The organism is Prescottella defluvii (genome assembly GCF_000738775.1).
Classification (GTDB): domain Bacteria; phylum Actinomycetota; class Actinomycetes; order Mycobacteriales; family Mycobacteriaceae; genus Prescottella; species Prescottella defluvii.
The window spans coordinates 167,840-190,311 of sequence record NZ_JPOC01000007.1; the positions used below are offsets into that span (position 1 = coordinate 167,840).

Genomic DNA, 22,472 nt, shown 5'->3' on the forward strand with positions numbered 1-22,472 from the left:
GCGGTCGCTGGCCACCCTGCGGCGGTCGACCGCCCTGCTGCGGCTGGCGCGGAGCCGGGCGACCACCCTGCGGCGGGCCCGGGTTGCGGCGCGGCGCAGGGCCCCCGGGGCCGCTCACGGGACGGCCGGGCTGCTGCCCGGCCGGTCGTCCACTCTGCTGCGGGCCGTTCGGACGCCGCGGTCCAGTAGGTCGACCCTGCGGGTTGTTGGGGGAACTCACGTACGAATCTCCAGTAATCGGGTGACTGGGGGCAGTCCTCGGTTGCGTCGGTCGGTGGGCACAGCTGTCGGCTTTCCTACGCTGTCTGTTCTCTACTACTCGCTGGCGGTGCGGCGGCGCGGCGAGGACGTCCGTCTCGGCCGCTTGGGTGCCGGTACCGCACCGAGAACGTAGGACTGGACCAAGTGGTTCCAGCTGCACGTGCGGCACACCTCGACCACATGGACCGAGAACTCCTCCTCGGTCGCGGCCAGCCGGACCAGTTCTTCGGGTGTCCGCGCCGAGCCCGACACCGGACCCAGCTTGTCGCCGAACACCCAAGATACGAGGGTCAGCTCTTCCTTACGACAGATCGGGCACATCACCTCGCTGCTTCGGCCGTGGAACTTGGCCGCACGCAGCAGATAGGGGCTCGCATCGCAGACTTCGGTCACGCCGGTCCGCCCCGAGTAGACCTCGGAGAGCAGGGACCGGCGCTGCAGCGCGTAGTCCACGACCTGCCGCTGTATCCGCACGGTGACCAGAGTACGTGCGTCCACCGACGGCAGGGTGGGGCGGAGTGACCGCACGTGGGGACGACCACAAGGCCTTGACAGGCTACGGACGCAAGGACAGGGGTGAGCGGCGTTCTGGCCGTCGGTTTCGACGGAGAGCTCCGCAGGGTTCGCAGCGCCGATCAGTAGAACCCGCAGACGCCCGCGCACAACAACCCGACCGGTTTCCTATTATCTCGGACGTGGCCGCCAGGTTCTCCACCAAAACCCGCGCCCGGGACATCGACCGGGCGCAGACGTGTGCACTCCTCGACGCCGGCTACAGCGACGGGCAGCTCGATCCGACCGAGTATCAGTCGCGCACCGCGCGCGCGATGAAGGCCAAGACGCTCGCCGAATTGGACTCACTCGTCTCGGATCTGCAGATTCCCGTGCATCTCGTCGAAGCGGTGCAGGCACCGCAGCCGGCGCCGCGCAGGCGTGTTCCGGGTCGCGCCGTCGCGGCGGTCGTCGTCGCGGTCCTCGCGGTCTGCGGAACCGTCGTCTACGTGTCTCGGGTAGACGCGGCACAGGAGGTGGCCGTCGCAGCCGAACCGGCGCCGGCGCCGCGCCCCGTGGCTGAACCTCAGCCGATTGTGATCGAGTCGCACGACCCCCTCTCTCCCGACGGGATCCGCGAGTTCGTGCGTCAACTCGGGGTGAAGTTCGGCGATCTGCGGGTCGACCAGGTGACCTTCTACGCGACGTACGTGTTCCTCACCCGGATGCTGCCGGACCAACCGCATCGCGAACAGGACTGGAGCTTTCAAGGTGGGTTCGAGCCGACGAGTGCCCCGGATTCGCGCACCCCGGACACCGCCACGGTCGACCTCGCGCTCCTCGACGTCGACCGCCTCACCGAGGTGATCACGGACGGACCGCGCCGTGTCGGACTCCTGTCGGCCGAGGTGTCGCACATCTTCGTGCGCCCGGATCGAACGGCCGACGAACCGCTGATCTCCGTCCTGTTCGAGGATTCCGAGAAGCAAACGGGATCGGTGGATACCCGCCTCGACGGCACGATCGTCGACGTCTTTCCGGCCGGAGGGCGGTGACCGTGTCACCCACGCCGGGTACTCGCTGGGTCGTCGGGCTGTCGACGGCCGTCGTCGCGGCGTGCGGATTCGTCGTCGTGGCCACCTCGACCCGCGACCACTACGAACCCGTATCGCCCAGGGCGGGCACCGACTTGATCACCGCGGCGGGACTCGGACGGATGCTCGACGACATCGACCTGCAGTTGGGCAGCTCGGAGGTCGACAGCATGACGATCCATCCCGACTACGCGTCGATCTCGCGATCGGTGCCCGGTGTACCCGGCAGCGAGCAGTCGTTTCGCTACGAGGACGGACAGCTCACCGACACCGGAAGGTCGCCGGGCCGCACCGCCGGTGTGCCCGTCGACCTGGCGGTTCTGCGTGCGAACGTTCCCCGGCTCATCGGGCTCGTCTACGGCGCCGACCGCACTCTCGGCGTCGACAACCCGACCAGCGCCTATCTGATCGTGGATCGCGACGACGACACCGGGGCTGTCGTGGGCATCTACCTGTCGAACGAGGACACCGGCACGGACGGCTTCATGACGGTCGGTTTCGACGGCGAGGTGCGCTCCGTCCACCGGGCCGACCGGTAAGTATCCGACCGGAGCACTCCGGTCGACGGTGTACCCGAATATATCGGTGCGATATAGTTGGCAATCGCATCTATCGGTTATGTTCGGGACACTCAGGGGGTGTGATCTTGCTCGAGCTTGCAATTCTCGGGCTGCTCCTCGAGTCACCCATGCACGGATACGAGCTGCGCAAGCGGCTGACCGGCCTGCTCGGCGCGTTCCGCGCCTTCTCCTACGGCTCGCTCTACCCGACCCTTCGGCGCATGCAGGCCGACGGGTTGATCGTCGAGGACGTCGGCGCAGAAGGCACCGTCAAGCGCCGGGCGCGTCGCGTGTACGAGCTCACCCCCGCCGGTCGGAAGCGTTTCTCCGAACTGGTGGCGGACACGGGGCCCCAGAACTACACCGACGACGGGTTCGGCGTGCACCTTGCCTTCTTCAGCCGCACCCCCGCCGAGGCGCGGATGCGAATCCTGGAAGGCAGGCGACGTCAGGTCGAGGAGCGCCGCGAAGGCCTCCGAGACGCCGTCGGGCGGGCCACCGGGTCACTCGACCGCTACACCCGCCAGCTCCACCAGCTCGGTCTCGAGTCGAGCGAACGGGAAGTGCGGTGGCTGAACGAGTTGATCGCCGCCGAACAATCATCAACAGCACCCAAGAAAAACGAAGGAGAACCCGACCATGGGTGAGAACAGCACCGCGGTGCGCGTAGCCATTGTGGGCGTGGGTAACTGTGCCTCGTCCCTGGTCCAGGGCGTGCAGTACTACAAGGACGCCGACGAGAGCTCGACCGTCCCCGGCCTGATGCACGTCAAGTTCGGCCAGTACCACGTGCGCGACGTCCAGTTCGTCGCCGCCTTCGACGTCGACGCCAAGAAGGTCGGGTTCGACCTGTCCGAGGCGATCAACGCCAGCGAGAACAACACCATCAAGATCGCCGACGTCCCGCCGCTGGACGTTCCCGTGCAGCGTGGCCCGACGCTCGACGGCATCGGCAAGTACTACGCGCAGACCATCGAGGTCTCCGACGCCGAGCCCGTCGACGTCGTGCAGGCACTGAAGGACGCCAAGGTCGACGTCCTGGTGTCGTACCTTCCGGTCGGCTCGGAAGAGGCCGACAAGTTCTACGCACAGTGCTGCATCGATGCCGATGTCGCGTTCGTCAACGCGCTGCCTGTCTTCATCGCCTCCGACCCGGTGTGGGCCGAGAAGTTCCGCGCGGCCGGTGTCCCGATCGTCGGTGACGACATCAAGAGCCAGGTCGGCGCGACCATCACCCACCGCGTGATGGCGAAGCTGTTCGAGGACCGCGGCGTGGTGCTCGACCGCACGTACCAGCTGAACGTCGGCGGCAACATGGACTTCAAGAACATGCTCGAGCGTGAGCGTCTGGAGTCGAAGAAGGTCTCCAAGACGCAGGCCGTCACCTCGAACCTCGAGGGCCCGCTGGCCGGCAAGGTCCACGACCGCAATGTCCACATCGGCCCGTCGGACTATGTCGAGTGGCTCGACGACCGCAAGTGGGCGTACGTCCGCCTCGAGGGTCGCGCCTTCGGTGACGCGCCGCTGAACCTGGAGTACAAGCTCGAGGTGTGGGACTCCCCGAACTCGGCCGGCATCATCATCGACGCCGTCCGCGCCGCGAAGATCGCCAAGGACCGCGGCCTCGGTGGCCCGATCCTGCCGGCTTCGGCGTACCTGATGAAGTCCCCGCCGGTCCAGATGGCCGACGACAAGGCTCGCGCCGAGCTCGAGGCCTTCATCATCGAGGCCTGAGTCTCCGCGTAAACCCCCTGTGGCGGTGAGTGAGTCTGCGGACTCACTCACCGCCACAGGTGTTTTCGCCTACCGGACCGGTGCCGTCACCAGGTGGGGCTGACGCCGTTGCTCCGCAGCCAGGCCTGCGGATCGACCTGCCGGCCGCTGGGATCCCAGACCTCGAAGTGCAGGTGCGGACCCGACGACTGTCCACGGTTGCCGACCGTCGCGATCTGCTGGCCCGCGGCGACGCGTTGGCCGACGCTCACCAGGTAGGTGTCGACGTGGCCGTACACCGTGATCGTGCCGTCGTTGTGCTGCACACGGACCCACTGCCCGAAACCGGAGGCGGCGCCGGCGGAGATCACGGATCCGGACGCTGCCGAGTAGATCGGTGTACCGATGCTCGCGCCGATGTCGATGCCGTCGTGGTGGCTGCCGCCACGCGGGCCGTAGCTGGACGTCAGGGTTCCGGAAACCGGCTGCACCACGGCGGAGCTCGAGCCCACACTGTGGACGAATCCGGTGGTCTGGGCCGCCGGGGCAGCTGACGCGGTGGCGGCGCCGAGCTGCGCCCCTCCGACGAGGAGGGTTCCGGCGAGGGCGACGATTGCCGCCGTCGTGCGGGATCGCCGGCGAACGCCGGACTTCGAAGAATTGGTGTTGCGAACGAAACGATGCGCTGACTGGTGGTGTTGGGCCACGGGTGTTACCTCATTTGTGTCCTATCGAGTGGCCCGGGGAAGCGGTGCTCTCATCCAGACCCGTCACAAAAGGGTAACGAAACTATATCGATCCGTCGAGTGTTATCGGATCTTTATCTTTCATGGTTATAAACCGACCGGTTTCGCAAAACGTGCAGGTCGGGGCGGTGACAGCCCCCGATGAGCACTACGCCATCCTCGACACCAGGGACAACGGCAGCACCTTCATGGCCATCGACACCGGCAGCCACGGCCGGCGCGGGACGTAGGCCTTGTTCGGTTCCTTCTCGATCGCCGCGGCCAGCGCACGGCAACCGGTCTCGGTGTCGACGATGAACGGCACCTTCTTCACCTTCTCGTTGATCTCCGAGCGGATGAACCCGGGGAAGATGGTGGAGACGTCGATGCCGGTCTTCGCCAGATCTGCTCGCATGCCCTCACCGAGCGCCGCGACCCCCGCCTTCGACGCCGCGTACGTGGTGAGGTTGCGCGGCATGCCCCGCATCGCGCTCACCGACGAGATCAGCACCACGTGGCCGGCATTCCGCGGCCGGAACAGCTCGAGTGCCGCCTCGCTCTGCGCGAGGGCACCCAGGAAATTGGTCTGCGCCGTCGCCGCGTTGGCACGAAAGTAGCCGGTGCCCAACGGTTGTCCCTTGCCGAGTCCGGCGTTGACGATCACCCGGTCCAGGCCGCCGAGTTCCTCGTCGAACTCCCGGAACACGCTGAACACCTCGTCGTGGACGTCCACGTCGAGCTTGCGGATCGCGACCGTGATCTGCGGGTGTGCGGCGAGCAGTTCGTCGCGCAACTCGTCGAGCCGCTCGGTGCGCCGGGCCGCGAGCGCGAGATTACGCCCGCGCGCGGCGAATTCGCGGGCCATGCCGCGGCCGAGGCCCGAGCTGGCGCCCGTGATGAGAATGTTCCTGCGCGTCGTGCGGCTCACTGGTTGCCCTCCGTGTCGATCAGTTCGTTGCAGCGGGTGTCCAGATATCCCACGGCAATCCAGAAATGCTCGAACGCCGGGTTGGTGGTCTGCCCGTGGTGGAAGCGGTAGTAGATCTGCTGCGCGATCACGGCCAGCCGGAACAATCCGAACACCTCGTAGAAGCGCCAGTTGTCGATCGGCAGACCCGTTCGCTCGCCGTAGTATTCGACGATCTCGCGGCGGGTGAGCATGCCCGGCAGATCCGACGGCTGCCGCTTGGTGGCCTGCATCATCGGATGGTCGTCGGCCTGCACCCAGTACGCCAGGCTCGACCCGAGATCCATGAGCGGGTCGCCGATCGTGGCGAGTTCCCAGTCGAGGACCGCACGCGGCCGCAGGTCGTCGCCGAGCACGACGTTGTCGAGCCGGAAGTCGCCGTGGATGACGCGCGCGGCGACGTCCGCGGGCTGATTGGCGTCGAGCCACTTCGTGACCCGGCCGAAGTCGGGGACGTTGTCGGTGCGGGCCGCCGCGTAGCGCTTGGTCCATCCCGCGACCTGCCGGGCGACGTAGCCTGCGCCGCGGCCGAATTCGTCGAGGCCCGAGCTTGCGGGATCGACCCCGTGCAGTTCGATCAGCAGGTCGATCACCCGCAGGCACAGCTCCCGGGTGTTCTCCGGAGTGAGCCCGAGTTCGGCCGGGGGAGCGGACCGCAGGATGGTGCCCTCGACGCGTTCCATGACGTAGAAGTCGCTGCCGAGCACCGACGGATCGGTGCACAGCCCCACCATGGCCGGCACGTGCGGATACACCGGTGCGAGCAGCGACTGGATGCGGTACTCGCGGGCCATGTCGTGCCCCGACGACGGCTTGGCCCCGGCCGGTGGGCGCCGCAGCACCAGGTCGCGGTCCGGGTAGCGCAGCAGATACGTCAGGTTCGACGCACCGCCGGCGAACTGGCGCACCTCGGGCCTGCCGCTCTCGGGCACACCGTTCGCTCGGAGCCACCCCGCCACCGCGTCGACGTCGAACGCGTCCTCGTCGCGGACGGTGCGCGCGTTGTCGGGAAGCTCCGACGGACTGGCCGTCACTGATACTTGCCCAACTCGAAGCGGGCCACGAGGCCCTGGTGCACCTCGTCGGGGCCGTCGGCCAGCCGCAGGGCACGCGCGGCCGTCCATGCGCCGGCGAGCGGGAAGTCGTCGGACAGTCCACCGCCGCCGTGGATCTGGATCGCGAAGTCGATCACCTGCTGCGCCACCCGGGGTGCGGCGACCTTGATCTCCGACACCGCGGACCGGGCGCCCGCGATGCCCTGGGTGTCGAGCAGCCAGGCGGTGTGGAGCACGAGCAGTCGTAGCTGGTTGATCGCGATGCGGGCGTCGGCGACGCGTTCGCGGTTGCCACCCAGGTTGAGCAGCGGCTTGCCGAACGCGACGCGCTCGGTGCCGCGGCGGATCGCGAGCTCGAGCGCAGCCTCGGCGAGACCCACCAGGCGCATGCAGTGGTGCACCCGGCCCGGGCCGAGTCGGCCCTGCGCGATCTCGAACCCGCGTCCGGGACCGGCGATGATCGCGTCCAACGGCAGTCGCACGTTCGTGAACGACACCTCGCCGTGGCCGCCCGGCTCGTCGTAGAACCCCATCGTCGACAGCATCCGCTCGACCTTCACCCCCGGGGTGTCGATCGGCACCAGCACCATCGAATGACGTTGGTACCGGTGCGCTTCCGGGTCGCTGAGGCCCATGAAGATGAGTACCTTGCAGTCCGGGCTGCCGATGCCGGTACTCCACCACTTGCGGCCGTCGAGCACCACCTCGTCGCCGTCGACGACGGCGGTGGCGGCCATGTTGGTGGCGTCGGACGACGCGACGTCCGGCTCGGTCATGCAGAAGGCGGATCGAATCTCACCGTCCAGCAACGGCTTCAGCCAACGCTCCTTCTGGGCGGGGCTGCCGTAGTGGTAGAGCACCTCCATGTTGCCGGTGTCCGGGGCATCGCAGTTGAAGACCGCGGAGACGAACTGCGAGCGGCCCATCTCCTCGGCGAGCGGCGCGTACTCGACATTGGTCAGACCGGCGCCCAGTTCGGCGTCGGGCAGGAAGAGGTTCCACAGCCCCAGCGCGCGGGCCTTCGCCTGCAGGGCACGGAACTCGTCGGACACCTGCCACCTCGCGGTGCCCGGGACGTCGGCGCGCTGCGCGAGGGGCGCCACCCGCTCCGCGCGAAGTCGCGCCTCGACGGGCGCGACCTCGGTCGCGATGAACGTCCGCAGACGATCGAGGTACTCCCTCGACCGTGCGCTCGGTGCGAAATCCATGCCAGCCTCCGTGCCGTCGACCAACTGAGCATTGCTCAGTCAACCTAGCCGTAGGCGGAGGAACGCAGGCGGCAACTCGTCGAAGGATCTGTTGCTAGCGCACCACCAGATCGGTGTCGGTGGCACTGAGGCTGATCGGCGCGATCCGCTTACCCCGCATCCAGTCCCGCACGAAGGCGTCCAATGCGGGATCCGCGGCGCGGGCGTCGAACGCGGACTGCGGGATCTCGATCGCACCGACCAGGTGCCGCGGCTGCGCGTCCAGTCCGGCGCCGCGAGGCGCGAAGCGGAGCCCGTCCGCGGTGTGCACGATGACCGGGAGGGTCTTGCCGTCCGGGGAGGTCACCCGGGCCTGGCGGGTGGTCGCGACCGGATCGAAGTGGTCGATCGAGATCCGGTAGCCGGACGGACCGGCGTGCAGGCCCACCTGGTCGAGCAGGCGCGGGTCCAGGATCGAGTACGGCAGCACGCTGTCCACCAGCACCTGACCGTCCACCCAGGCGTCACGGGAGGGCAGCGTGGTGGACAGATTCCACGGCGCCGGCGGCGCCAGCGTGTCCGCGGACCGGTCCCGCTGCGAGTTCTCGATCGGGGTACCGGGCAGGTCGGCCCCGGTCGCGGTGAACTCCCACGTCGGCGCGTTCAGATGCTTGTGCCAGAAGCCGGAGGTACCGCCCGACCGCCCGGCCACCCGCAGTTCCCGGGCGTCGGGCCCGACACCGGTGGAGCGCACGGTGATCGCCGAGGTGATCTCGCCGGGGATCTTGGGCTGGTGCCGCCACTCCTGTGCGGGCAACTGAATCGCGGCGTATCCCTTGAACCACGACTCGAACGCCGAGTTGGGCGCCGTCGGCTTCCCGGTCTGGTCGTCCCAGCTGTAGCGGAAGAAGATCGAATCCGAGCCCGAGCCGTCGAAATCGAAGTTGCGCGTGTACATGTCGCCGTACTTGTTCATCACGAACGTCGTCGACGCCGAGGACGACAGCGCGACGGACTTGAACCGGCCGCCGACCGGTCCACCGATCTCGTAGCTGTCGTCGTTCGGCAGCCAGGGGTCGGCGTACGTGATGCGACTGCCGTCGCCGGTGAGGGACGGCACCATCGTCATCTTCGCGAGCCCGTAGTAGTGCAGACGGCCCGCGGCATCGGCGTACGTCTGGTTGTCCCACGGCGACGCGACGCTCAGCGCCCACTGCCCGGATTCCCCGCCGAGCAGACGCTTCCCGCCGCCGGTCCAGATCGGGGCACCGAACGCCGACGTCCAGTTCCACGTCAACGGCGTTTGTGACGCGTTGTCCATGGTGTAGATCCAGCCGTCGGCGTCGATTGCGGCCAACTCGTCGTCGTCGGCGGAGATGCCGACGAGGCGATTACGCAGGCACTCCGGCAGCGGGGCGTACCGCCACTCCTCCGGGTTCGATCCGGTCCAGACCCGCGGACGGGTCAGCAGCGCGCCGTCCACCAGGGAGAAGTCCCAGAACTTGTTGAACTGTGTTGTCTGCGTGCGCAACTCGACCGACAACGGCGCATGGTTGCCGGTGAACACCGGCAGCGTCTCGAGCCCTGCCCGCCAACCCGCCGAGGGCAGCCCCGGCGGCAACTGCGCGGTGCCGAACGGCACGCACGACGCGGGTCCGGACGGCGCCGCGGCTGCCGTCGGCGCCGCGGACAGCAGCCCGGTCATCACCGCCACGCACACGAGGGGTGCGGTGAGGCGAAACGGGAGTCGCTTGCGGCAGAGGGCAGGATCGGTCACACCCCCCGTATCCCACAATCCGGACCAGTCGTTACATTTCGGACAAAAGTGTGACGCGGACCATGCGGCGGGTCGGCTACCGCACGACGAGATCGGTGTCGGTGGCACTCAGCGTGATCGGCGCAATCTGCTTGCCGCGCATCCACTCCCGGACGAAGGCGTCCAGCGCGGGGTCCGCGGACCGCGCCTCGAACGCGGACTGCGGGATCTCGATCGCGCCGACCAGATGCCGCGGCTGCTCGTCGAGCCCCGGTCCGCGCGCCTCGAAGCGCAGGCCGTCGGCGGTGTGCAGCAGCACCGGCATCACGGCACCGTCAGGCGCCGTCACCGTGGCCTCGCGGGTGGTCGCGGCAGGATCGAAGTGCGACACCGCAATCCGGTACCCGGACGGGTCCGCCTGCCCGCCGACGGCGTCGAGCAGGCGCGGATCGACCACCGAGTACGGCAGTCCGACATCGATGAGGAACTGCCCGTCGACGAGAGTGTCGCGGGAGGGCAGGGAGGCCGACAGGTTCCACGGCGCGGGCGGGGCGAGCGTCTCCGACGAGCGGTCGAACGGTGAGTTCTCCAGCGGCACACCGGGAAGTTCCGCACCCGTCGCGGTGAACTGCCACGCGTCCGCGTTCAGATCCTTGTGCCAGAAACCGGATTCACCGTCCTGCCGCCCCGCGACCCGCAGTTCGCGGGCGTCGGATCCGACGCCGGTGGAGTGCACGCTGATCGCCGACGTGATCTCGCCGGGAATCTTGGGCTGGCGCGCCCAGTCCTGCGCCGGCAACTGGATCGCCGCGGTACTGCGGTCCAGCATCCCGGCGAGCATGTTCGGCGCGGTGGCCCTGTCGGACTGGTCGTCCCAGCTGTAGCGGAAGAACACCGAGTCCGAACCGGACGAGTCGAAGTCGAAGTGACGGGTGAACATGTCGCCGTACTCGTTCACCACGAACGTCGTCGACCCGGCCGACGACAGCGCGATCGACTGGAAGCGGCCGCCGAGCGGGCCGCCGATCTCGTAGCTCTGGTCGTTGGGCAGCCACGGGTCCGCATAGGTGATCCGGCTGCCGTCACCGGTGAGGGCGGGCACCATCGTCATCTTCGCGAGCCCGACATGCTGCACGCGACCCGCGGCGTCGATGTAGGTCTGGTTGTCCCACGGCGACGAGACGCTGAGCGCCCACGTGCCCGGTGCGCTGCCGGGTAGGCGCTGACCCGACCCGGTCCACAGCGGCGCACCGAAGGCCGACGTCCAGTTCCAGAACAGCGGCGACTGGGAGGCGTTGTCCATCGTGTAGATCCACCCGGCGTCGTCGACGGCGATCAACTCGTCGTCGTCCACCGAGATTCCGACCAGGCTGTCCCGCAGGCACTCGGGCAGCGGCGCATACCGCCACGGCTCGGCGTCGGATCCGCCTCGCGGTCGCGCCAGCAGGGCGGAGTCGACCAGCGCGAAGTCCCAGAACCGATTGAACTGCGTCGTCTGTGTGCGCAGTTCGACCGAGGACGGCGCGTTGTCCCCGACGAACTCCGGCAGACGCTCGAATCCGATGTCGCCGCCCTGGGACGGAACTCCGGGCGGCAACTGGGCCGTGCCGAACGGCACGCACGCCGCGGGACGCGTGGTCTCCGCGGCGGCCACCGGCACCCCAGCCAGCAGTCCGGCCACGACCGCGGCACCGGCCAGTGGCGCGCGGAGACGGAAGATGGGCGAGGTCCGGGTGAGTGCAGTCACGACATCGAGTAGACCCGGAACAGCTTGAATCTTCAATCACAGATGGGACACGTCGGCGCACGATCGACGACTGCACCACGAATGCGCCCCGCCTTGACCTGCGTCACTCCCGACGGCCGGTCCCCGGCTCAGCCCGGCAACGTGATCCTGACGCCGGGCAGGATCTCGATGACGCGGGGACCCGGGGGCGGCGGTAGCTGCGGGGCGGGCGCCGGTTCGGGTGCCGGAGCAGGCGCGGCGGCCGCGCTCTGATCGGACGACGCGCCCGACCCCGCACCGGTGAACGCCGGGACACCGGCCTGACCACCGATCGGATCCGGCCAGGGGAACTTCTCGACAGCGGTGCCGTCGAGCGCGCCGTCCATCGTCCCCTTCCAGATGTCCGACGGCAGACCCGAGCCGTATACGGAGCCACCCCAGGTGTTCTCGATGGCCTTCGCGTCGGCCGTCCCGACCCACACCGCGGTGGACAGCTGCGGGGTGTACCCGACCATCCAGGCATCCTTGTTCCGACCCGTGTCACCGAGCTGCGCGGTGCCCGTCTTCGACGCCGACGGACGCCCACCGGCGAGTCCGTGACCGCGCGAGTACGCCGCGATCGGCAGCATCGCCTGCGTGACGTTGTCCGCGACCGCGGCATCGAACCGGCGCTCGCCCTCGGGCGCGGGCCGGTCCAGCAGCACGACGCCGTCCGCCGTCACGACCTTCTGCACGAAGTACGGCTGGTGGTAGATGCCCGACGCCGCCAGCGTCGCGTATGCGGACGCCATGTCGAGGGGCCGGGACAGGTACTGGCCCAGCACGATGCCGTTCTCCGGCGACCCACCCTCCTGGGTGAGCGTCGGGTACTGCCACCCGGGCACCGTCTCCGGGATGCCGGCGGCGTGCGCCGCATCCGCGATCTTCTGCGCACCGTCGTCCATCCCCAGGGTGAGACGGTAGAAGCTGGTGTTGAGGGACCGCTTGAGCGCCTCGGCGATGGTGCACTTGCCGCAGGACTCGCCCTCGACGTTGGTGATGGTCACGCCGTAGATGCTGAGCGGGCCGCTGTCGTACATCTGCGACAGCGGAATGCCCTGGTCCAGGGCGGCAACCAGGCCGAACACCTTGAACGACGAACCGGTCTGGAGTCCGGCCTGCGCGAAGTCGAAGCCCTTGCCGTCGTCGCCGCCGTAGTAGGCACGTACCGCACCCGAACGCGGGTCGACCGACACCACGGCGGTGCGGAGGTTCTCGGGTTCACCGTCGAGGGTCTCGGCGACCGAATCCAGGGCGGCCTGCTGCGCCTGGGGATCGATCGTCGTGGTGATCTGCAGTCCCTCGGTGTTCAGATCCTGCTCGCTGATTCCGGATTCGGCGAGCTCACGCAGCACCTGCGCGCGGATGAGGCCTTCCGGCCCCGGTGCCGCACCCGCATCCACGAGCGGTGCCGTCGGGAGCGCGTCCGGGAACTGCATCGACTCGCGGTCGACGGAGGACAGTTCCGACATCGTGACCATGCCGTCGAGCACGTAGTCCCAACGCGCCTTCAGCGCATCCGGATTGGTGACGGGATCGAGGCTCGACGGGCTCTGGATCACCGAGGCCAGCACGGCCCCCTCGGCCACCGTCAGCTCACCGAGCGGCTTACCGAAGTACGCCTCGGACGCCGCCGCGATGCCGTACGCACCGCGACCGAAGTAGATGGTGTTCAGGTACGCCGCGAGGATGTCGTCCTTGGACCACTCGCGGGCCATCTTCGAGGAGATGACCAGTTCCTTCATCTTTCGGGTGAGCGAGCGCTCCGACCCCACCAACGTGTTCTTCACGTACTGCTGCGTGATGGTCGAGCCACCGCCGGCGCTGTCCTTGCCGAGCACGTTGTCGCGGGCCGCGCGCGCGAAGCCGGTCACCGAGAAACCGGGGTTGGTGTAGAAGTTCCGGTCCTCGGCCGAGAGCACCGCGTTCCGCACGTGCTCCGGAATCTGGTCGATCGTGACCTCGGTGCGGTTGCCCTCCGGCGGCACGACGCGGGCGATCTCCGTCGTCCCGTCCGACGCCAGGATCGTCGACACCTGATTGGTCCTCATGTCACCCGGTCGCGGCACATCCGCGTCCTTGTAGGCGACGCCGAAGGCGATCAGCGGGGTGGCGATCATCGCGACGAGCACGCACAACGTCACATACAGGGCGATCCGACGGCCACGCCGGCGTCGCTTGGGTCGCCGAGCCTTCCCGGCGGGTGGGCCCGATTCAGGACTACCCGCGGCTTCCGTATTTGTTGAATTCACAATCGAACTTCCGTCTCAATCAGTACACTCGCCCGAATTTTCGCACTGCACAGTGTCATCGAGCCGCATTTGCCGCGACACGCAGCAACTCCCGCAAACCTCTCGAACAGGTTGACATCGGACCGGAAGCCGTGCAACCTCTATTTCACTATTGTTGTAGTGAAATGGAGATTCGATGGTGGAGTTCCACATCAACCGTCGATCCGGGATCCCCGCGTACGTCCAGCTGGTGCTCCAGGTGAAGCAGGCCCTCCGACTGGGCGATCTGAAACCGGGCGACCGGCTTCCCACTGCGAAGGAGGTGGTCGCCGCCGTGACCATCAACCCCAACACCGTGCTCAAGGCCTACCGGGAACTCGAGAACGACGGACTCGTCGAGGCCCGGCCCGGGCTCGGCACATTCGTGACCCAGTCGCTGCTCAAACCCGGCATGGCGGAACGCCAGGCACTGCAGGCCGAACTGGCTACATGGGCGCGCGCCGCCGCGACGGCCGGGCTCGAACGATCGGACCTCGAGGCACTGGTGACAGCGGCATTGGACGGCGAATTCGGTGAGGACACAGGAGAGTTCACATGAGCGAGGAAGCGTGCGCGCTGACGGTGCGCGACGTTCACAAGAAGTTCCGCAGCACGGAGGCACTCCGGGGCTGCTCGTTCGACGTCGAGCGCGGCAGTATCACCGCGCTCGTCGGCGCCAACGGGGCCGGCAAGTCCACCCTGATGTCCATCGCCGTCGGACTGCTCGAGCCCGACTCCGGAGACGTGACGGTTCTGGGGCATCGACCCGGCCGGAACGGGATCGTTCCCGGTCTCGCCTACGTCGCGCAGCACAAACCGCTGTACCGGGGCTTCACGGTCGCCGACATCCTCCTGTTCGGTGAGAAGTCGAACACCCAGTGGGACAACGACTATGCGACCCGTCTCGTGGCCGAAGCGCAGATCCCCCTGTCGGCGCGGGTGAAGACACTGACGCCCGGGCACCGCACCCGCGTCGCGCTGGCCCTGGCCCTGGGCCGCCGACCCGACGTACTGCTGCTCGACGAACCGCTGGCCGAACTCGACCCCCTTGCACGACGATCCGTCGTCCGCACCCTCATGGAGGATGCCGCCGAACGCGGCACCACCGTCGTGCTGTCGTCGCACGTCCTGTCGGAGGTCGCCGAGATCGCCGACCAACTGGTGATCCTCGGCTCCGGACGCACCCGGCTGACCGGGGCACTCGACGACCTCCTCACCGAGCACTACCTGCTGACCGGCGCGACGGACCCCACCGGCGTCATCGGCACCGGCCGGATCGTCGAATCACGGCTGCGCACCCACCTCGTGCGCGGCACCCGCCCCACCCTCGGCGCCGGCTGGCGCGTCGAACCCGCGGACCTCGACGACGTCGTCCTCGCCTACCTGACCACCGACGACGAGGAGGCAGCATGATCTGGGCTACGTGGAGGCAGCATCGGACGACGATCCTCGCCACCGTCGGCGGGATCCTCCTGCTCGCGGCCGTCGCGGCGGTCTGCGGCCTCGAGGTTCGGAACGCGACCAGCCCGGAGCCGTTCGGCAGCTTCTTCGGCTGCGCGCCCGGCGGCGGTGCCGCGGAGTGCTGGGCCGAGTCGACACTGACATTGATCACCCTCGTCACCGTCGTTCTGCCCGTCCTGCTCGGCGTACTGGTCGGCGTCACCGTCTTCTCCCGGGACATCGAGCACGGCACCCACGTCCTGGGGTTCTCCCAGTCGGTGAGCCGCGCCCGGTGGTACTGGACGCGGGTCCTGGTCGTGTTCGTGCCGGCGGTCCTCGCCATGGTCGTCCTCGGGTCCGTGCTCGAGTGGACCCGCGACGTGGCCGTCGGACCGGACTATGCCTTCGTCTCGTACAGCTGGGTCGGGTACTCGCATCTGACCTTCCCCCTGTTCCAGTCGACCGGTTTGATCGCGGGCGCCTACACGTTGCTCGCGCTGATCCTCGGAAGCCTCCTCGGCATGCTGCTCCGGAACACGCTCGGCGCCATGACCGTGACCCTGGTCGCGATGACGGCACTGCTGGTGGGATTCCAGGTCGAGGCCCGGCCGCAGTACGCGACGCCGGTGGTCGAGACTCGCCCGCTCGACAACCTCGGCCACCCCTCCTATTCGACGCCGGACATCGAGTCCGGAGGACCCGTGTGGATACTGAGCGCCGGCTACGTCGATGCGGCGGGCCGCAGCATCGACCTGGACCACGCCGTGTGCAACGAGGCCGCAGCCGGGAACGACTGGGGGCAACGCCCCGACGAGACCCTCGCCGCGTACGAGGCTCGCCAGGACTCCATCGCCGCCGATCAGGACCGCGTGTTCACCGAATGCCGGCGCGTCCAGGGCGTCGACCGTTTCGAGATGCGCTACCACCCCGACACCCTGTTTCGTCGCTTCCAGCTGACGGAAGCGGCTCTGGCCCTGGCGCTCTCGGCCCTGTTGCTGATTCCGTCGATGTGGGTGCTGCGCCGACTGCGTCCGTGACTCGCGTGCGCGTCGCCGGTTCGCCCTAACCCGGCAGCGGGATGGTGACACCCGGGAGGATCTGGATTCCCGGCGGCGGCGCGGGAGCCGGCGCCGGGGGAGGGGGAGCCGGAGCAGGCGCAGGCGCCTGCGGAACGGGGGCCGGGGCCTGTTGCTGCTGCAACTGTTGTTGCGGTGCAGGAGAATTCCACTGCTGTTGCGGCTCACTCTGCTGCACGGGCGCCTGCGGGGCGGTCTGAGCGGGAGGCGTCCACGCGGGCGCCTCCTGCTGCGTCTGCGCCGACCGCTGCCGCGTCGGGGCGGATTCGGTGTACTGCTGCTCGGCGGTGGTGGACGACCCGGCCGGTGCGTTCCCCTGCTGCCCACCGGACTGCGGTGCCTGCTGGGCCGACTGGAACTGTTCGTTCGTCGTCCCGGCGAGCGCACCGTCCATCGTCTCCTTCCAGATGTCCGACGGCAGCCCGGCCCCGTACACGGCACCACCCCCACTCGTCTCGATGGGTTTGCTGTCCGCCGTCCCCACCCAGACCGCCGTCGACAGCGACGGCGTGAACCCCACCATCCACGCGTCCTTGTTCGAACCGGTCTCACCCAACTGCGCGGTTCCGGTCTTGGCGGCCGACGCACGCCCGCCCGCCAGACCGTGGTTCCGCGAGTACGCCGCGATCGGCACCATCGCCTGGGTGACGGTGTCCGCGATGGGCGGATCGATCCGCTGCTCGCCGTCGGACGGGGGACGGTCCAGCAGCACCTGGCCGTCGGCATCGACCACCTTCTGCACGAAGTACGGTTCGTGGAACCGGCCCGACGCCGCGAGCGTCGCGTACGCGGACGCCATGTCGATCGGCCGGGTCTGATACTGGCCCAGCACGATTCCCGTCTCGGGTGGGCCGCCGAACTGCGTCAGCGTCTCGTGGTCGATACCGGGGACCTGCCGGGGGATACCGGCGGCGTGTGCGGCGTCGGCGATCTTCTGCGCCCCGTTCTCCATCGACAGCGTCAGCCGGTAGTAGCTGGTGTTGAGCGACCGCTTGAGAGCCTCGGCCAGACTGCACGTCCCGCACGTCTCGCCCTCGACGTTCTTGATCGTGAGGTCACCGACGGTGAGCGGCGCACTGCTGAACTGCGCCGTGAGCGGCACCTTGTCCTCGAGCGCCGCGAGCGCGCCGAACACCTTGAACGACGAGCCCGTCTGCAACCCGGCCTGCGCGAAGTCGAAGCCGGCGCCCTCCTCGCCGCCGTAGTAGGCCCGCACCGCCCCCGACCGCGGATCGATCGACACCACCGCCGCCCGGAGTTGGTCGGGCTGCCGGTCCAGCGCACGGTTCACCGCGTCCACCGCCGCCTGCTGCGCCTTCGCGTCGATCGTCGTGGTGATCTGCAGCCCGCCGGTATCGATGTCGCGTTGGCTGATCCCGGCGGCCGCGAGCTCGCGCGCCACCTGCGTCCGGATCAGGCCCTCCGGTCCGGGCGCGACATCGCCCGCGGCGAGCGACGCCACCGGCAGGACCTCCGGGAACTGGGTGCTCGCGCGCTCGGCGGCAGCGAGCACCCCCATGTCGACCATGCCGTCGAGGACGTAGTTCCACCGCGCCTGCAGACCGTCGAGGCCGGTGGAGGGGTCGAGCGCGGACGGACTCTGGATCACCGAGGCCAGCACCGCACCCTCCGCGAGCGTCAACTGCTCCACCGGTTTGCCGAAGAATGCGTGGGACGCCTCCGCGATGCCGTACGCGTTGCGTCCGAAGTAGATGGTGTTGAGATACGCGCCGAGGATCTCGTCCTTGGACCACTGCCGGGCCATCTTCGCCGACACCACCAGTTCGCGGGCCTTCCGGATCACGTTCCGATCGGTGCCGACCAGCGCATTCTTGACGTACTGCTGCGTGATCGTCGAGCCGCCGCCGGCGCTCTCACGGCCCAGCAGGTTGTCCCGGCCCGCCCGCAGGAACCCCGAGATCGAGTAGCCGGGATTGGAGTAGAAGTCGCGGTCCTCCGCCGACAGCACCGCGTTGCGGACATAGCCGGGTACCGCGTCGAGCGGCACCTCGGTCCGGTTGCCCTCGGGCGGCACGACCTTCGCGACGACACTGGTGCCGTCGGACGCGAGGATCGTGGCCACCTGTTTGGTACGCATCTGCCCCGGACTCGGCACATCCGCCAACACATACGCCACGCCGAACAGGACGATCGGGATGATCACGACGGCCGCGAGGAGCCGCACGATCGTGCGTCCGCGGGATCGTGGCCTGCGTTCTGGCTGCTCTGGTTTCTCGGGTTTCGTGCTGCTCGTGGAATTCACGCGCACAACTTCCGGTCCGCAATCGGCGATCCGGCCAGACCCCCAACCGGGGTCGGTCGAATCCGGTCGTCCTCCGATGGTCGCATCTCACGGCGCGGACGGCACGCGAACGTCGATCCGGCGAGGACATACCCGGCACTTCCCGCGTTTCGCGCACTTGTCGCGAGAAGTCGGCCCCGGAACGCGCGACAAGTGCGCAAAACGCGGGGTCAGGTTCGGCGATGCAGCACGATCACGCCCCCGAGCAGCACGACACAGACGAGGAGTATCAGCGACGCCGTCACCGACGGCTCGCCGCGGACGATCGGGACGACCGCGGCGAGGAACGCCATGAACGTGAAGAAGCCGAGGATGCCGATGAGCATCTCCAGCGGCTGGCGGCCCCGCGGCGGCCTAGCCATGTCGGGCGGTCATGTCAGCTCTTCACGCCGCCCGCGGTGAGACCGGAGACGATGCGACGCTGGAACAGCAGCACCATGATCACCAGTGGGATCGTGACGAGCGTGCCGGCCGCCATGATCGCCGCATACGGCTGCTCCCACGAGTTGGCGCCGGCGAACCGGGCGATCGCGACGGTGACCGGTTCGGTCTTCTCCGTCGACAGCAGGCTCGCGAGCATGAACTCGTTCCACGTCGCGATGAACGCGAGGATCGCCGTCGTGAACAGTGCCGGCGCGGCCAACGGCAGGATCACCAGCCGGAACGCCTGGAACCGGGAGGCGCCGTCGATCCGGGCGGCCTCCTCGAGCTCCCACGGCAGATCCGACAGGAACGACGTGAGCGTGTAGATCGTCAGCGGCAGCACGAACGAGATGTTCGGGATGATCAACGCCTGGTACTGGCCGATCCAGCCGAAGTCGCCGAACAGCTGGAACAGCGGCGTCATCAGCGCGACGGTCGGGAACATCGACGCGCCGAGGATGATGCCGGTGACGATGTACTTGCCGCGGAACTCGATCCGGGCGAGCGCGTACGACGCGAACACACCCAGCAGCAGGCCGACGGCCGTCGTCACCACGCCGATTACGAGGCTGTTGACGATCGCGCCGAGGAAGTCGTTGCCCTTGTCCGTGGACAGCGCGGCACGGAAGTTGTCGAGCGTGAGGTACGTGGGCCACGGTGTGGTGTCGAAGGTGTGGTCGACCTGCCGGAACGCGGTGACGACCATCCAGTAGAACGGCGCCAGACCCCAGATCAGGATGATCGCGACACCCAGGTAGGTGCGGGCCGTCTTGCCGCGGTCGGTGCGCCGGCGCGGCTTGGTGACAGCCGTCGAGGTCTCGGCTTCGGGTGGGGGAGCGACGGCGGTGGCGACCGTCGTGGGCACCGACGCGGTGGATTCCACCGAGTCCTCGTCGAGGTCCTCGGGCTTGCTGTGGCGTCCCATCAACGATCCGCCCCCTTCCGCTGCTCGTCCTGGGTGCGCACCGCATTGGCGCCGAGGAACTTCACCATCACGAACGCGACGGCGAAGATCAGCAGGAAGATCAATGTCGACAGCGCCGACGCGCTCTGGAAGTTGCCCTGCCGGATGTCGGCCATCACCAGGATCGACAGCGTCGTGTTGGGCGTGGCGCCGGACGTGCCGGACAGGATCGCGGGCAGGTCGTACATGCGCAGCACGTCGAGGGTGCGGAACAGCACCGCGACCATGAGCGCGGGCTTGACCAGCGGCAACGTGATCCTGGTGAACCGCTGCCAGGCGCTGGCGCCGTCGACCTTGGCCGCCTCGTACACGTCGTTCGGGATCATCTGCAGGCCCGCGAGGATGAGCAGCGCCATGAACGGCGTCGTCTTCCACACGTCGGCGATGATGACCGCGAATCGCGACGCCCACGGGTCGGTGGTCCACGCGATGGAGGTGCCGAGCAGCTTATTCGCGATGCCGTTCTCGGCGAAGATGAAGAACCACAGCTTCGCGGTGACCGCCGTGGGGATGGCCCACGGGATCAACACGCTCGCGCGCAGCAGGGACCGACCCCAGAAGGTCTTGCCCATGACCGTCGCCATCCACAGACCGAGGAGTACCTCGATCGCGACCGTGACGACGGCGAAGAAGATCGTGACACCGGCCGCGGACCAGAAGTCGTGGGCCAGGGTGCCGGGCGGGCAGGTTCCCGCGCCGCCACCGCAGTCCTGCACGAGCCACTGCAGGTAGTGCTTGAACCCGGCGAACCCGCCCTCGGTGAAGCGGCCGGTGTCCGGGTCGATGCCCTTGTTCGCCTGAAAGGACAGGTAGACCGCACGGAGCACCGGATACACGATGACGACGGCCAGGATCACCATGGTGGGGGCGATCAGCCAGATCGGCCGGAAATCGCGCTTCTTACGCGGAGCGACCATCGGTGGTTCGTCATCGTGACCCGTGCGCGGCGTCCCGGGCCCGTGCCCGGAAGCGCGACCGCCGTGGTCGGGATCGTCGATCCCGACCACGGCGCGGGCCTCGTCTGCTCGCCTCAGCCCAGCAGAGTCAGCCATCGTGCGTTACCTGATCTCTCGTGTTCGAACGGCAGTGATTACTTGGCCGCGTTCTTGATTGCCGCGGTCATGTCGGTCGCGGCCTGGTCGACCGTCACCTTGCCGTTGAGGGCAGCACTCGCGTTGTCCTGGATGGCCTTGGAGATCGCGGTGTAGTACGGCGTGACCGGGCGCGGCTTGGCGTTCTCGAGCGCAGCCTTGAGTGCCGGCAGGTACGGGTACTTGGCGATCAGGGCCGGGTCGTCGTAGACCGACTTCAGGACCGGCGGGAACGATGCGTCCGCGAACGACATCTGGTTGTCCTCGTTCTGGACGAACGCGATGAAGTCGCGTGCGGTCGCCTTGTTCTTGGAGAAGACGTTGATGCCGTTGTTGTAGCCGCCCAGCGTCGACGCACCGGCACCGGTCGGGCCGACGATCGGAGCAACGGCGACGTTGCCCTTGACCTTCGAACCGTCCTTCTCCGCGTTGTCCCACATGTACGGCCAGTTGTAGGCGTACATCGCCTCGCCGCCGACGAACGCGAGGTTGGTCTCCTCCTCGGTGAAGCCGGTGGAGCGCTTCGCGATCTGCCCGCCCTGGTAGGCGTCGACCATGGCCTGCATGCCGGCCTTGGCCTCGGGCGAATCGACCTCGGGGGTGCTGCCGTCGGCGCCGACGACCGAGCCGCCCCACGAGTTGATGAACTGCGTGGTGTTGACCGTCAGGCCCTCGTACTGCTTGAGCTGGGTGACCAGGCAGTCCGGAACGGTCTTGGCCTGCTCGGTCGCGCAGCTCTCGGTGAGCGCCTTCCAGTCCGCGGGGGCGGCGGGGGTGAGGTCGGTGCGGTAGTACAGCAGCTGCGCGTTGGTGTTCTGCGGTGCCGCGTACAGCGTGCCGCGGTAGGTCGCGGACTCGACCGTGGCCGGCAGCAGCGGCGCGGTGTCGATGGCGAGGCCACCCTCGAGCGGCTGCAGCCAGCCGTTCGCGGCGAACCCGGCGGTCCACACCAGGTCGAGGGCCATCACGTCGTAGTCGGCGTTGCCGGCCTGCAGCGACTGCTCCAGCTTGTTGCGCTGGTCATCGGCCTCGCCGGGCAGTTCCTTGAGGGAGACCTTCTCGTCCGGATTGGCCGCATTCCACTTGTCGATCACCGGCTGCAGCTTGTCGGTGTCGTTCTTGCCCATCGCGAACGAGATCGCGCCGCGGCCGTCGAGGTTCTGCGTGACGGCGTCGTCGGGGCTGGCGTTGCCGCCACCGTTGTCGCTCGAGCACCCGGCGAGGGCGAGCAGCGCGACGGCCGAGGCCGCCACCGCAACACGCGAACGCGTCTTGAAAGAACGCATGGTCCACCTTTCAGATAGACGTCTCCGGCCCTCCACGGACGTGAA

The 22,472-nt window shown here is 68.2% G+C and carries 20 protein-coding genes; 7 read left to right on the forward strand and 13 right to left on the reverse strand.

The window, feature by feature from the left end:
• Nucleotides 1-315: 315 nt before the first annotated feature.
• Nucleotides 316-735, reverse strand: coding sequence for a DUF5318 domain-containing protein (locus tag IJ15_RS0102935; RefSeq protein WP_197059725.1), 420 nt, complete (start codon nt 733-735; stop codon nt 316-318).
• Nucleotides 736-956: 221 nt separating this feature from the next.
• Here IJ15_RS0102935 and IJ15_RS0102940 point away from each other — a divergent pair, with 221 nt between their 5' ends.
• From IJ15_RS0102940 to IJ15_RS0102955, 4 genes are all read left to right on the forward strand, one after another.
• Complete coding sequence (locus tag IJ15_RS0102940) at nt 957-1,808, forward strand: DUF1707 SHOCT-like domain-containing protein (protein ID WP_031936850.1); 852 nt, start codon at nt 957-959, stop codon at nt 1,806-1,808.
• Entirely contained in the window at nt 1,805-2,386 is a 582-nt protein-coding gene (locus IJ15_RS0102945) for a hypothetical protein (RefSeq protein WP_051918461.1), read from the forward strand. Before IJ15_RS0102940 ends, IJ15_RS0102945 begins: the two co-directional genes overlap by 4 nt.
• A 107-nt stretch (nt 2,387-2,493) precedes the next feature.
• A complete protein-coding gene (locus IJ15_RS0102950; protein ID WP_031936852.1) occupies nt 2,494-3,054 on the forward strand; it encodes a PadR family transcriptional regulator in 561 nt (186 codons plus the stop codon).
• On the forward strand, nt 3,047-4,141 hold the full coding sequence (locus IJ15_RS0102955) for an inositol-3-phosphate synthase (RefSeq protein WP_031936853.1): 1,095 nt from the start codon (nt 3,047-3,049) through the stop codon (nt 4,139-4,141). Before IJ15_RS0102950 ends, IJ15_RS0102955 begins: the two co-directional genes overlap by 8 nt.
• Nucleotides 4,142-4,227: 86 nt before the next feature.
• Here the strand turns inward: IJ15_RS0102955 and IJ15_RS0102960 are convergent, their stop codons facing one another.
• The 7 genes from IJ15_RS0102960 to IJ15_RS0102990 all read right to left on the reverse strand — a co-directional run bounded on the left by IJ15_RS0102960 (nt 4,228) and on the right by IJ15_RS0102990 (nt 13,695).
• Nucleotides 4,228-4,827, reverse strand: coding sequence for a M23 family metallopeptidase (locus IJ15_RS0102960; protein ID WP_031936854.1), 600 nt, complete (start codon nt 4,825-4,827; stop codon nt 4,228-4,230).
• Nucleotides 4,828-5,014: 187 nt separating this feature from the next.
• On the reverse strand, nt 5,015-5,773 hold the full coding sequence (locus IJ15_RS0102965) for an SDR family oxidoreductase (protein WP_031936855.1): 759 nt from the start codon (nt 5,771-5,773) through the stop codon (nt 5,015-5,017).
• Complete coding sequence (locus tag IJ15_RS0102970) at nt 5,770-6,846, reverse strand: phosphotransferase family protein (RefSeq protein ID WP_031936856.1); 1,077 nt, start codon at nt 6,844-6,846, stop codon at nt 5,770-5,772. Before IJ15_RS0102970 ends, IJ15_RS0102965 begins: the two co-directional genes overlap by 4 nt.
• Complete coding sequence (locus IJ15_RS0102975) at nt 6,843-8,075, reverse strand: acyl-CoA dehydrogenase family protein (RefSeq protein ID WP_031936857.1); 1,233 nt, start codon at nt 8,073-8,075, stop codon at nt 6,843-6,845. The genes IJ15_RS0102970 and IJ15_RS0102975 overlap by 4 nt, the downstream gene beginning before the upstream one ends.
• 94 nt (nt 8,076-8,169) lie before the next feature.
• Nucleotides 8,170-9,759 carry a hypothetical protein gene (locus tag IJ15_RS0102980; protein WP_031936858.1) on the reverse strand — a complete coding sequence of 530 codons (1,590 nt, stop codon included), beginning with the start codon at nt 9,757-9,759 and terminating at the stop codon, nt 8,170-8,172.
• 148 nt (nt 9,760-9,907) lie between these two features.
• Nucleotides 9,908-11,491 (reverse strand): hypothetical protein, encoded by a 1,584-nt coding sequence (locus IJ15_RS0102985; protein WP_031936859.1) that lies wholly within the window; start codon nt 11,489-11,491, stop codon nt 9,908-9,910.
• 194 nt (nt 11,492-11,685) lie between these two features.
• Nucleotides 11,686-13,695: a transglycosylase domain-containing protein gene (locus tag IJ15_RS0102990; RefSeq protein WP_269321467.1), complete on the reverse strand. Its 2,010-nt coding sequence runs from the start codon at nt 13,693-13,695 to the stop codon at nt 11,686-11,688.
• A gap of 307 nt (nt 13,696-14,002) precedes the next feature.
• On the opposite strand from IJ15_RS0102990, the gene IJ15_RS0102995 reads away from it, so the two are divergent.
• From IJ15_RS0102995 to IJ15_RS0103005, 3 genes are read left to right on the forward strand one after another with little or no spacing between them, the layout of a single operon-like run.
• Nucleotides 14,003-14,404, forward strand: coding sequence for a GntR family transcriptional regulator (locus IJ15_RS0102995; RefSeq protein WP_031936861.1), 402 nt, complete (start codon nt 14,003-14,005; stop codon nt 14,402-14,404).
• A complete protein-coding gene (locus IJ15_RS0103000) occupies nt 14,401-15,258 on the forward strand; it encodes an ABC transporter ATP-binding protein (protein ID WP_031936862.1) in 858 nt (285 codons plus the stop codon). Before IJ15_RS0102995 ends, IJ15_RS0103000 begins: the two co-directional genes overlap by 4 nt.
• Nucleotides 15,255-16,322 carry an ABC transporter permease gene (locus IJ15_RS0103005; protein ID WP_031936863.1) on the forward strand — a complete coding sequence of 356 codons (1,068 nt, stop codon included), beginning with the start codon at nt 15,255-15,257 and terminating at the stop codon, nt 16,320-16,322. The genes IJ15_RS0103000 and IJ15_RS0103005 overlap by 4 nt, the downstream gene beginning before the upstream one ends.
• Nucleotides 16,323-16,347: 25 nt before the next feature.
• Here IJ15_RS0103005 and IJ15_RS0103010 read toward each other — a convergent pair whose 3' ends face one another.
• From IJ15_RS0103010 to IJ15_RS0103030, 5 genes are all read right to left on the reverse strand, one after another.
• Complete coding sequence (locus tag IJ15_RS0103010; protein WP_031936864.1) at nt 16,348-18,624, reverse strand: transglycosylase domain-containing protein; 2,277 nt, start codon at nt 18,622-18,624, stop codon at nt 16,348-16,350.
• A gap of 209 nt (nt 18,625-18,833) precedes the next feature.
• A complete protein-coding gene (locus IJ15_RS0103015; RefSeq protein ID WP_031936865.1) occupies nt 18,834-19,025 on the reverse strand; it encodes a hypothetical protein in 192 nt (63 codons plus the stop codon).
• A gap of 14 nt (nt 19,026-19,039) precedes the next feature.
• Complete coding sequence (locus tag IJ15_RS0103020) at nt 19,040-20,011, reverse strand: carbohydrate ABC transporter permease (RefSeq protein WP_031936866.1); 972 nt, start codon at nt 20,009-20,011, stop codon at nt 19,040-19,042.
• Nucleotides 20,011-21,102 carry a carbohydrate ABC transporter permease gene (locus tag IJ15_RS0103025; RefSeq protein ID WP_031936867.1) on the reverse strand — a complete coding sequence of 364 codons (1,092 nt, stop codon included), beginning with the start codon at nt 21,100-21,102 and terminating at the stop codon, nt 20,011-20,013. The genes IJ15_RS0103020 and IJ15_RS0103025 overlap by 1 nt, the downstream gene beginning before the upstream one ends.
• Nucleotides 21,103-21,140: 38 nt before the next feature.
• A complete protein-coding gene (locus tag IJ15_RS0103030; protein WP_031936868.1) occupies nt 21,141-22,427 on the reverse strand; it encodes an ABC transporter substrate-binding protein in 1,287 nt (428 codons plus the stop codon).
• Nucleotides 22,428-22,472: the final 45 nt, after the last annotated feature.